The organism is Trebonia sp. (genome assembly GCF_049794275.1).
Taxonomy (GTDB): domain Bacteria; phylum Actinomycetota; class Actinomycetes; order Streptosporangiales; family Streptosporangiaceae; genus Trebonia.
Map to the genome: position 1 here is coordinate 1 of NZ_JBARCR010000400.1, position 10,732 is coordinate 10,732.

Here is a 10,732-nt window from a genome sequence, read left to right on the forward strand (position 1 = left end):
GACCCGGGCGGCGGAGTCGAACTGGGCGAGCGACTCCGCGCGGATCGCCGCGGTGGGGCCCCGGGCCGCGGCGGTGCCCAGCCCCCACAGGGCACGGCCCCAGCAGTCCTGAGTCCCCGGCTCGTCACGCCAGCGACGGTCGTAGCCCAGACGGTTGCGGAACCTGCCGTCGGGCGCCTGCGCCCGCGTGAGGAAGTACAGGTAGCGCCGCGCCAGCACGACGATCTCATCGCGCGGTGACGGCTCCCGGCACGTCACCACCAGGCCACGGGCAATGTCGTCGGTGCAGTAACCATGCTCATGTCGCGGCACGACGCCTTCGGCGTGCTCCAGCACGCCGACGCGGTCGGTGAGCCGGAGCAGGTGCCGGAACGGCGGATCCGGCCGGTTCACGCCACGGCTCCGTCGTAGGAGCGGGCGACCGCGGCCGCGAGGTCCCGGTACGAAAGGGCCACCGCCGGCCACAGCAGCTGCGGCGCGAGATCCGCCGCGTGACTGCTCATCCGCGCGGACAGCCCCGGCTCGGTGAACATCCGGTCCAGCGCGCTGGCGATGGCAGCCGGGTCCTGCCGCCCGACCAGCAGCCCCGCGCCGCCGGCGAGCATCTCGACGGCATGCGGGAAAGCGGTCGAGATGACCGGCTTCCCCGCGGTGACTGCCTCGATCAGCACCCCGGAGGTCACCTGCTCCAGCGAGTCGTAGGGCAGCAGCACGACGTCCGCGGCACCAATGAGGCCGCCCAGGGCGCCGGCGGGCAGGAACCGCGGGTCGAAGCGGACGAGATCCGCCACACCGAGCGCGCTCGCCAGCGCGGCGAGCAAACTGCGATAGGCCTCGCCGTCGCGCGCCCGCACGCGCGGGTGCGTCTGGCCAGCGATCGTGTAGGCAACTCGCCGCCCCCGGTCCCTGAGCAGCGCGACCGCGGCGATCGCATGCTCAATCCCCTTGCCTGGGCCAAGCAGTCCCCAGGTCAGCGCCATGGGCGGATGGCCTGCCTCCCGCGGTGCCACGGCGACTCGATTGTCCGCGGAGCCGTGCGGTATCACGCAGACCTTCTCCGGGCTGGTGCCGTAGATGTCCAGCAACCGCGTCCGGGCCGTCCGCGTCATCGTGACGACCGCGCTGGCGGCGTCGATGACGGCGTCAAGAATCGCGCGCTGCCGTGTCGTGGGCCGCGCCAGGACGGTATGCAGGACCACGATGCTCGGAACGCGCAACGCGTAAAGCAGCGGAACGACGTCCTGCCCGTCGGGGCCGCCGTAGATGCCGTACTCGTGCTGCACGATCGCGACATCGAAACCGTTCATCACGTCGACAGCGGCTGCCGCGCTCTGGGCCGAGCCGTTCACGAGGTCATGGACGACCTCAGGCGCACGCCCCGGCAGGGGCTCCCCGGGCACGGGCTCGTCGAGGACGCGCACTACGCCGACGTGATCACCGGGTCCGCCTAGGTTGGCGAACAGAGCGGCGCTGAAGGTCGCAAGCCCGCACTGGGTGGGCGGATAGGTACTAAGTAGCGCGTACGCCTTGGTCACAAGGGTCCTTCCTGTTGGCACATCTTGCGGTCGAACGAGTTCATGGACCTGACGTGCCGGGCGACGCGAACCTGTGTACGCCGACCGCGTCGCCGAACGAGGGCGGCGCCATTCCTGCGGAACCAGGGCGCTGGTTCCGCAGGACCCCTATGACGACATCCGCCGTCAGACGGTGGCCGGTGTCTTCGGCGTGCCGTTGAGGGGCGCGTTCCTGGCGGGGTCGGCTGCCAGGCTGGCCGGCATCGCGAGCGCGGGCACTTCCAGCACGGGCACTTCGAGCGCGTCCGGCGGGGCGTCCTCGATGCCGACGGCTTCGGGCCGGGCTTGCCCGGTCGCCGGGGCGGCGCGGTCGAAGAAGCGCAGCAGCTCTACGGGGACGGGCATGACCAGGGTGCTGTTCTTCTCTGCGGCGACCTCGACGACGGTCTGCAGCAGCCGAAGCTGCAGCGCGGCCGGGTCGGCTGACATCACGGCGGCGGCCTGGGCCAGCCTCTTGGATGCCTGGTACTCCCCGTCGGCGGAGATGATCCGGGCCCGGCGCTCCCGTTCGGCCTCGGCCTGCCGTGACATCGACCGCTTCATGGACTCCGGGAGGGAGACGTCCTTGACCTCGACCCGTTCCACCCGGATTCCCCACGGCTCCTCGGTGGGCGCGTCGATGACGTCCTTGAGATGGGCGTTGACCTTGTCCCGATCGGACAGCAGCTGGTCCATGTCGCTCTGGCCGATCACCGACCGCAGCGACGTCTGGGCCACCTGGGACACGGCGAAGGTGTAGTCCTGCACGTTGATGATCGCCTTGACCGGGTCCACGACCCGGTAGTAGACGACCGCGTCCACCTTGAGCGTGACGTTGTCCCGGGTGATGGCCTCCTGGGAGGGCACCGTGGCTACCACGATCTGCATGTTCACCTTGCGCAGCCGGTCGGAGAACGGATTGACCCAGTTCAGCCCCGGCTGGCGGATGCCGGGCAGTGCCCGGCCCCAGCGGAAGACGATGCCTCGCTCGTACTGAGTGATGATCTTGAAGCCGAACATGTCGGCCATCCCAACCCCCGGCACGTGGCGTGCCGGGTAACCGGGACCGAAGACGGCGCCAGCTAGACCGCCGGCGTTCGAAAAGCCCTCAGGGCCCATTTTTATTATCGCATATGACACGAATTAAGCAAATCGAAGGCGGCTGGCTCCAACGCGCAAATCATGGCTCTTTTCCTGAGAGCAGCCAGCCACCAAAATGCACAACACAGAACGCCGAAGTCATATTCCCCAGACTTCAGCTAGACCGTTAACGGAGAAATTGAAATATCAGCCTGCACTTACGCCGGCGCATTACCGGCAGGACGAGAAAGGAACGGCGGCAGGCTGGCATATCCATCATATGCGGAGCCCGCTGGTCATCCGACCGGTTCAGACGAGACGCTGGTGGACGTAGCACCATCTCCCGCGCGTTCCCGGGTGCAGGCCAGCGGCCACCGGGTGGTTGGTCTCCTCGTAGTGCGCTCTGGCGTGGTGGTTCGGCGAGTCATCGGAACAGGCCACCCAGCCGCAGCTCAGGCAGACGACGAGAGCCGCCGGGCGGTCCGGGCGGTCCTGGCAGTCCCGGCAGTCAGCTGACCCGGGCCTGACCGGCTCAAGGCCGTCGATGTGCTCGCATCGTGGCGCCGCCCCGTTCAGGCTGATGGCCGGCACGCCTAGGGCCATGCTCTGGCCAGGGATCATGGCAGCCCCCTCATGTGATGGAATCCCGGGCCCTGCCCGGTCGATCATTCTTGAGTCAACCCCGGTAACACCCGGGCGGAAACAAGCAACTTGAGCGCGCCCCATCACCAGAACCGATCACCTGACGGTCGCCATGGGGACGGGCCGCCCAGGTGTACTTCCGCGCCTGTGCGCGGAAGTAGGCTTACGGGCAGGATCTCCTATCCTCAAGCCGGACGCGGCTCAGGCGAGGGGTCGAGGAATGGGCTGGATGCGGACTTGGCGGCGGGTATGGAGCTTCGGCAGCTTCGCTACTTCGTGACGCTGGCCGAGGAGCTGCACTTCGGCCGGGCGGCGGAGCGGGAGCACATCGTGCAGTCCGCGCTGAGCCAGCAGGTGCAGCGGCTGGAACGCGAGCTGGGCGTCCGCCTCCTCGAGCGCAGCACGCACCATGTCGCGCTGACCGCTGCCGGGGTGGTGTTCCTGGTTGAGGCGCGACAGATCCTGGCGCATGTGGACAGAGCCGCGCAGGCGGCGCGGAGCGCGGTAGCCGCCAGTGCTCCGTTGCGCGTGGGCATCATCGACTCCAGCTATGACTCGATGCCGCAGATCCTGTACGAGGTGCAGGCCCGTTATCCCGGCCTGGTGATCCACCAGGTTGAGGCCAGCGTGCCCGAACAGTACCAGCTGCTCATCGATGGCCGTCTGGACGTAGGTGTCGGCCGCGCTGCGCTCGCCCCGCCGCAGATCGCGTCGCTGCTATTCCGCCAGGATCCGCTCGGGGTGCTGGTGCCGGACGGTCACCGGTTCGCCGAACTTGAAGGCGTCTCAGTCGCGATCCTGGCTGAGGAACCGCTGCTGCTCGCCGAGGACGCGCGGGCTCCGGAATTCAACCAGTTCACCGTCGAGATGTGCCGCGCGGCGGGCTTCACCCCCACCGTTTACGAGGGGACCGTGGAGAGCATCCGCGCGGCCGCCGATCTCGTGGCCCAGGGACGCTGCCTGTACTGCGTGCCCTCCTCCTGTATCGCCGCGCTTCCCGGAACCATCTGGCGGCCGCTGACCGAACCCGCGTCCTGCTACCCGTGGTCGGTCCTGTGGCGCTCGGCCGACGACTCCGGCCACGTACGTGCCGTCGTCAGCTGCGCGCAGGCGATGTCAAAGCGGCTCGGCTGGCTCACGGTGGCCGTCCAGGCGGCACAGTAGCCGATCCGCAGACGGCGCACCGGTGACCACTCGGCCGCGGCGATCAGTCTGGGTGATGAGGTTTGCGGTTTCTCGCTGGTTCCACGGCGGGGCGGGCCTGCTTAGCTGGACAGTGCCAGGGCAGCTGGCCAGGTATCGCGACGGCGCGGGGGGCCAGCCTGGCCACGATCTGCTGCCCAACTGGCCATTCGCTCATCGCAGCAAGGAGCCCGGCATGACGCCTCCTCAGCTTACGAAAGCTGACTACGACGGGTCGACGCCGTTCACGGGCGACAACGGGGCGCCTGCCACATTCGAGGGGCGGGCCCGCGCGGCGGCGACGGCCGCGTTCGTGGTCGTGCCGTTCGTCGGGCTGGGCGTGGCGGTGTGGCTGGCCTGGGGCCACGGCCTGAACCTCGCGGACATCCTGCTTGCCGTGTTCTTTTACGTGATCACCGGCCTTGGCGTGACCGTCGGCTTCCACCGGCTGCTGACCCACCGAAGCTTCACCGCGGTCCGGCCGCTGCGGGTCGCGCTCGCGGTCGCGGGGTCGATGAGCTTCCAGGGCGGGGTCATCGGCTGGGTCGCCATCCACCGCCGCCATCATGCCTTCGCCGACCGGCCCGGCGACCCGCACTCCCCGTACCGGTACGGCACTAGCCTGGCCGGGCAGCTCCGCGGCCTCGCCCACGCCCATACGGGCTGGCTGCTGGGCGACGACCCCACCCCGCCGGAGCGGTATGCCCCCGACATGACGGCCGATCCCGCGATGCGGGCAGTATCGGCCGCGTTCCCCGCCCTGTGTGCTCTGTCTCTCGCGCTGCCGTTCGCCGCCGGGTGGCTGATCGGCGGCACCTGGCGCGCCGCTCTTGCCGCACTGCTGTGGGCCGGGCTGGCACGCGTCACCGTGCTGCAGCACGTCACCTGGAGCGTTAACTCGCTATGCCACGTGTTCGGCAGCCGCCCCTTTGCCACCCGGCGCTACGACCGCGCGACGAACCTGTGGCCGCTCGCCCTTGTGTCGTTCGGGGAGAGCTGGCACAACATGCACCACTCCGATCCCGCCTGCGCGCGGCATGGCGCGGAACCCGGCCAGATCGACATTTCCGCCGCGGTGATCCGCGTATTCGAGCGCCTCGGCTGGGCGACCGGGGTGCACTGGCCCGTCCCCGCCCGCCTCACCGCGCGACGCCGCAACCCCGGCCTGGACCAGCTACAACCCGTCCTCCAGTCCGGAGGACGCCGGACGGGGCGGGCAGCGATCCCCGGCCGCCGGCTGCCGCAGCTGCCCGTCAGCAGCGACCGGCTGGCATGACGGCCACCGCCGTCCCGCCATCAGTTACTGTTCCGTTTCCGGGGCGGCTAGCGGCTCAGGGGACCGGCCCTGGCAGTAGCGTCATGCGGCAGCCAGCGGCCGCCCGGCCCCGGCGGCGGCCCGGCCGGATGATTCTCCGTACCGCGCTGCCGGTCGTCCTCGTCGCGGTGATCTTCGGGTTCGCCCTCCCGCGTTTCGCGTCCTATGGCAGCGCGTGGGCCAGCATCGACGCGATGACGTGGCCGCAGGCCTTGCTCGTCGCCGCCGCGGCCGTCGGCAGCATGGTTTCTTCCTGGATCGTGATCTGTTCTGTGCTGCCGTCGGTACGGCTGCGCGAGGCGGCGGCGGTCAACCTCGGCTCCAGCGCGGTCGCGAACACCCTGCCTGCCGGAGGCGCCCTGGCCATGGGGGTCAGCTGGGCGATGCTGTCCGGCTGGGGTGTCAGCACGGCGGACTACGTGCTCTACACCCTGGTGTCAGGAATCTGGAACGTCTTCGCCCGCCTGGTCCTGCCCGTCCTCGCCCTGCTGGCCATGGTGACCGTCAGCCGGCCCGGCACCGGCCTGATCGCCGCCGCCGCAACGGGCCTGGCCCTGCTCTGCGCCATGGCGGCCGGTTTCGGCCTCCTGCTGCACAGCGAGCCCTTCGCGCTCCGCGCCGGCCGTGCGCTGCAGCGCGCGCTCGCCGTCGCCTGTTGGTTCGCACGCCGGCCGCCGCCTCCCGACGCCGCCGGATGGCTGCCCGGCTTCCGCGACCGGGCCGCCGCTCTGCTCGCCGCCCGTCGCTGGCGGATAACCGCCGCCATGGCGGTGGGCAACCTCACGTTGTGGCTGGTCCTGCTGGCCTGCCTGCGTGGCGTCGGCCTGTCCCAGGCCCAGGTGCCCTGGCAGACTTCCCTTGCCGCCTTCGCGTTCGTCCGGCTGCTGACCGTGCTGCCCGTCACCCCCGGCGGTATCGGGGTCACCGAACTCGGTCTAGTCGGCGTCCTGGCCGCCAACTCCGGCCACCGGGCCAGCGTGCAGGTGACCGCCGCCGTCCTGCTGTACCGGGCCGTCACCTACCTTCCCCCCATCCCCCTTGGCGCCGCCGCCTGCCTGGCGTGGCGGCACGCGCCCACGCTGATCCGCGCCAGCCCCCGTGGCGCCGCTCAGCTGGCGGAAATCACCCGGCCGGTCCCGGCGCGTTGAGGACCGGGTTTAGTGAAGCGGACGTGCAGTGTAATGGCGGCACTGGAAACGGCCGCCCACGCACACCAGATAGAAGCAAACCCGTCAATAGTGAGCCAGGCAATGACGATGACGGCAACGAGGTTGACAGCGCCGAAGATAACGACGTTGCGGTACCCCGAAATTAGCAGTGCCCCGCACACGGCGACGACATAGAGAACGACGATCAGGAGCCCGTCAGCGACCCGGATACCGTAGGAAAGGTGGTACGGGGCAAGCCTCACGCCGATCGGGCCGCGGACCATGGCCGCGAAAAGGATCACGGCGATCACGGTTCCGGTCAACGCGAAGGGCACCATCATCAGCTTGCGCCGCCTCGTCGGTTCGAGAACGATGACGGCCAGCGGGACGAACACGGGAAGCACGACGAAGGCGATCAGCAGGTAAGCCCACAGCGCGATATGGCCGATCCCGCGCGGCACATGGCCCTGGAGCCATAGCCAGACGAGCGCTTCGATGAACTGATGGGCGCCGAGCAGCAAGGGGATCCATGCCAGCACGAGGAACTCGCGGCGCTGGCCGACGTGCCGGACGGCATCGACCCCGATCGCGCAGATCACCAGGCCGCCGACGACGTCAGCCTGAGGCGAGAAGCACATGGCGTTTGCTGGATATGTGGATGAGCGCTCCCGGGGGACGGAAGACCACGCTACTCCTGGTCCTGATCGGGGGCCTGGTCCGGCCAGACGCCGATGTGGTCAGGCTCCTCCTGCAGTTCGACCCGGTTCCGCATGCCGAGACGCCTGATCGTGTCGCGCGGGAGCTGAACCCGGCCAGCCCTGTCCAGCGTCGCGTACTCGCGTGCGTGCAGCGTGGTCTCGCCCAGCTCGTCGGTGGCCGCGTGGCGGATCGTCTCGCTGCTGGTCTTGCCGTCCCTGATGGCGATCGTCCGGCGAACCTTCGACGACACGGCCGGATCGTGGGTGACCACCAGCACCGTGACGCCGAGCTCGGTGTTGGCGGTCTGCAGGGCGGAGAACACGTCCTGGGCGGTCGAGGAGTCCAGCTCGCCGGTGGGCTCGTCGGCCAGCAGCACCTTCGGCTGGTTCGCCAGCGCCGTGGCGATCGCGGCGCGCTGCTGCTCGCCGCCGGACATGCGATCCGGGGTGCGGTCGGCGCAGTACGCGATGCCGAGGGTGTCGAGCAGGAGAGCGGCGCGCCGCAGCCGTTCCCTGCGGCCGAGCGAGCTCAGCCGCATCGGCAGCAGCACGTTCTGCCGGGCGGTCATGTAGGGCAGCAGGTTCCGCGACGTCTGCTGCCAGATGAAGCCCGCGACGCTCCGCCGGTAGGCCAGTCGCTCCTTGGCGGTCATCGCGCCCAGGTTGTGGCCGGCCACGAACACCGCCCCCGCCGTCGGCGTGTCCAGCCCGGCGAGGATGTTCATCAGCGTGGACTTGCCGCTGCCTGCCGCGCCGATCACCGCGGTCAGCTCCCCATCGGCGATCAGCAGGTCCAGCCCTTGCAGCGCCTGCACTTCGATGCCGTCGCCGGAGAAGATCCGGACCAGCCGGTCACAGACGATCATCCCGTCCGTAGCGGTGGGGGGCTGATCCTGCGGGGGACGCTCGGTCATGTGCCTGGGCCTCCTTCAGTCAGCGATCCGCAGCGCCCTGGCGCTGCCGCGATGGTAGGTGATCACGGCCTGCACGGCCAGCACGAGCAGGGCGGCAAGCACCAGCCCGACCGCGGAGCCGGCCAGCGGGAACGCGGCGGGAGTCACCGTGATGGCCGACCCGGTGCCGCTGAACGCAGCGAGGTTCAGCGATGGCCCGACCAGTGGCACAAGCAGCCAGGCACACGCGACGCCGCCGATGGCCGCGGCCACGACAGGGGGAAGCGCCTCCGCCGCCAGCAGCAGCTGGGCCTGCCAGCGCCGCAGCCCCATGGTCGCCAGGGCCGCCAGCGTGATCTCCCGGGACTGAGCGGTGAGCAGCAGTGACAGCAGCAGGACCAGCACGCCGAATCCGGCCGCCGCAGCCAGCCCTTGCGTGAGGGCCGTCTGCGCCGCCTGCAGCACCGGCGCCGTGGTCAGCGCGGCGAGGGCGGTGGCGCGCAACGTTACCGACGCGCCCGGCAGCGCGCGGCTGACAGCCGCGGTCAGCTGCGCCCCGTTCAGCCCGGACCCGCCGACCAGCAGGAGGTTCGGCTCGAATGGGCCCGGCGCACCCTGCCGCGGCACCACCACGGCTTCGTTCCCCGCCACACCTGGGACGCCGCCGATGCGTCCGGCGAGCTCGACCGTGACGGTGCCGGTCCCCACGGTGAGGTCGTTCGGCGCCGTGCCGACAAGCTGGGCCGCGGCGGCGGTGGCGACCGCAGGGACTATCCGGCCATGCCCCGACATCGCGGCCGCCGGGAACCGCGTGCCTGGCGCCTGGTCGACTACGGCCGCGTACTGGGCCGGATCGACGAACACGATGGGCATCTCGTACCCGGCCGGTGTCGTCGCGTCCTCGACCTCCGCGCCAGCGGTGGAAACGACGCCCGGCATCGCCGCGATCTGACTCTGCAGCGCCGGGGGGATCACCGCATCGCGCGGGGCCTGGATGATCGCGTCGGCGCCCACCTGCTGCCAGGACGCGGCCACCTGCGTGCGGGTTACCGACGTGCTGATCATGTCAGGGAACGCCACCATGGCCAGCACCAGCACCAGGGCGAACGACGGCAAGACGGTGCCGGGCGGGGTGCGGGTGGCCCGTGCCAGGCCAACGAACCCGACCACCCCGCGCGACAGGCCCGCGATTCTGGCAAGCTCGCGGACGAGGAAGGGGTAGCAGCGCAGCACGACGACTGCCACGGGGATCGCGATGAGCACGGGCGCCGCGCTTTGGTACAGGCCGCTGTTCCCTGAGGTCAGGCCCTCGTTCCTGAGCACGATAAGACCGCCGATGGCCGCGGCGACCAGCACCGCCTCGACGATGATCCGCCGGGTGGCAGACCTGCGGCCGCCTGCCCGGCGCCGTGTCCTGCCGGCGACCGGCGCCGCCACGCGCTGCGGAACCACGCTGATCAGCACCGGGCCGGCGAGCGTCACGACGATCGTGACGCCAGCCAGCCACCAGGCCACCACGTCACCGTCGCCGGGAGTCAGGCCGATGGCGAGCGCCCCGGCCGCCGCCCCGGCGACCGCGGCGATGACCACGCTGGAGCGGAACACCAGCCAGCTGAGCTGGTACAGCGCCGCGCCCCGCGCTCGCATCAGCGTGAACTCCGCGGCGCGGCGCTGCGCCACCAGCCGGGCGCCGAGCAGCACCACCACCGCCCCTAGGGCGGCCAGGCTGACGTACAGCAGCTCGAGCACGGGGGCGGCAGCGTTTTGCGCGGCGATGTAGGGCGACAGGATCGAGGGAATCTGAGAGTTGATCGTCACGGTGGCGTCGCCCACGATCCCGGGGAGGAACAGTGTCACTCCCTGGGACACCAGGCTGCTGAGGTTCGCCTCCAGCCCGCCCGCCTGACCGGTGGTGACGCCACCGAGCGCGGCCGCGTACTCCCAGGTCACGAGCATTTCACTGGTGTCGAGCCCGCTTTCGATCAGCGGGAGCGCGCCGGGACCGATGAAGACCGCTCCGATCCAGTAGGGCAGCTGGGGCGCAGTTGCTGGCGACACCGCGGGCGTGGCCGCCGCGGGCAGCACCGTCCAGAAGTCGGCAGCCGGGTTCACCGGCTGGATGATCCCCGTGATCACCAGTTGCACCGGGCCCGCGTCCAGTCGGGAACCGACCCGCAGCCCGAACCTGGCCGCGGTGGTGCTGGTCACCGCCGCCTGCACC

Annotated in this window: 9 protein-coding genes and 1 pseudogene; 3 read left to right on the forward strand and 7 right to left on the reverse strand. The window is 70.3% G+C overall.

Annotation, left to right across the window (positions count from 1 at the left end; translation table 11 throughout):
• The 4 genes and pseudogenes from WA805_RS10870 to WA805_RS10885 all read right to left on the reverse strand — a co-directional run.
• Positions 1-393 (reverse strand): annotated as a pseudogene (locus WA805_RS10870) (glycosyltransferase); the annotation flags it as partial.
• Positions 390-1,349: a glycosyltransferase gene (locus WA805_RS10875; RefSeq protein WP_425242279.1), complete on the reverse strand. Its 960-nt coding sequence runs from the start codon at positions 1,347-1,349 to the stop codon at positions 390-392. The pseudogene WA805_RS10870 and the gene WA805_RS10875, both read right to left, overlap by 4 nt.
• A gap of 351 nt (positions 1,350-1,700) precedes the next feature.
• On the reverse strand, positions 1,701-2,573 hold the full coding sequence (locus tag WA805_RS10880; RefSeq protein WP_422324842.1) for a slipin family protein: 873 nt from the start codon (positions 2,571-2,573) through the stop codon (positions 1,701-1,703).
• Between the two features lie 369 nt (positions 2,574-2,942).
• The gene (locus WA805_RS10885) at positions 2,943-3,254 is read right to left on the reverse strand and encodes a UBP-type zinc finger domain-containing protein (protein WP_422285436.1); all 312 of its coding nucleotides are present in this window, start codon (positions 3,252-3,254) and stop codon (positions 2,943-2,945) included.
• Positions 3,255-3,524: 270 nt separating this feature from the next.
• Between WA805_RS10885 and WA805_RS10890 the strand changes: the two genes are divergently transcribed.
• The 3 genes from WA805_RS10890 to WA805_RS10900 all read left to right on the forward strand — a co-directional run bounded on the left by WA805_RS10890 (position 3,525) and on the right by WA805_RS10900 (position 6,920).
• Positions 3,525-4,439 (forward strand): LysR family transcriptional regulator, encoded by a 915-nt coding sequence (locus WA805_RS10890; RefSeq protein ID WP_422285437.1) that lies wholly within the window; start codon positions 3,525-3,527, stop codon positions 4,437-4,439.
• Positions 4,440-4,653: 214 nt separating this feature from the next.
• Positions 4,654-5,733 carry an acyl-CoA desaturase gene (locus tag WA805_RS10895; protein ID WP_425242280.1) on the forward strand — a complete coding sequence of 360 codons (1,080 nt, stop codon included), beginning with the start codon at positions 4,654-4,656 and terminating at the stop codon, positions 5,731-5,733.
• Positions 5,734-5,816: 83 nt separating this feature from the next.
• Entirely contained in the window at positions 5,817-6,920 is a 1,104-nt protein-coding gene (locus WA805_RS10900) for a lysylphosphatidylglycerol synthase domain-containing protein (protein WP_425242281.1), read from the forward strand.
• On the opposite strand, the gene WA805_RS10905 is transcribed toward WA805_RS10900, so the two are convergent.
• The 3 genes from WA805_RS10905 to WA805_RS10915 all read right to left on the reverse strand — a co-directional run.
• Positions 6,881-7,558 carry a DUF6629 family protein gene (locus WA805_RS10905; protein ID WP_425242282.1) on the reverse strand — a complete coding sequence of 226 codons (678 nt, stop codon included), beginning with the start codon at positions 7,556-7,558 and terminating at the stop codon, positions 6,881-6,883. The genes WA805_RS10900 and WA805_RS10905 overlap by 40 nt on opposite strands.
• A 50-nt stretch (positions 7,559-7,608) precedes the next feature.
• Complete coding sequence (locus tag WA805_RS10910; protein WP_422280182.1) at positions 7,609-8,532, reverse strand: ABC transporter ATP-binding protein; 924 nt, start codon at positions 8,530-8,532, stop codon at positions 7,609-7,611.
• 15 nt (positions 8,533-8,547) lie between these two features.
• Positions 8,548-10,732 (reverse strand): FtsX-like permease family protein (locus tag WA805_RS10915; RefSeq protein WP_425242283.1); only part of this gene is annotated, 2,185 nt, incomplete at its 5' end.

What these genes read in the sequence shown, in the direction of transcription:
- WA805_RS10880 (WP_422324842.1), bottom strand. Translation starts at nt 2,573, where the DNA reads ATGTTCGGCTTCAAGATCATCACTCAGTACGAGCGAGGCATCGTCTTC.
- WA805_RS10885 (WP_422285436.1), bottom strand. Translation starts at nt 3,254, where the DNA reads ATGATCCCTGGCCAGAGCATGGCCCTAGGCGTGCCGGCCATCAGCCTG.
- WA805_RS10890 (WP_422285437.1), top strand. Translation starts at nt 3,525, where the DNA reads ATGGAGCTTCGGCAGCTTCGCTACTTCGTGACGCTGGCCGAGGAGCTG.
- WA805_RS10895 (WP_425242280.1), top strand. Translation starts at nt 4,654, where the DNA reads ATGACGCCTCCTCAGCTTACGAAAGCTGACTACGACGGGTCGACGCCG.
- WA805_RS10900 (WP_425242281.1), top strand. Translation starts at nt 5,817, where the DNA reads ATGCGGCAGCCAGCGGCCGCCCGGCCCCGGCGGCGGCCCGGCCGGATG.
- WA805_RS10905 (WP_425242282.1), bottom strand. Translation starts at nt 7,558, where the DNA reads ATGTGCTTCTCGCCTCAGGCTGACGTCGTCGGCGGCCTGGTGATCTGC.
- WA805_RS10910 (WP_422280182.1), bottom strand. Translation starts at nt 8,532, where the DNA reads ATGACCGAGCGTCCCCCGCAGGATCAGCCCCCCACCGCTACGGACGGG.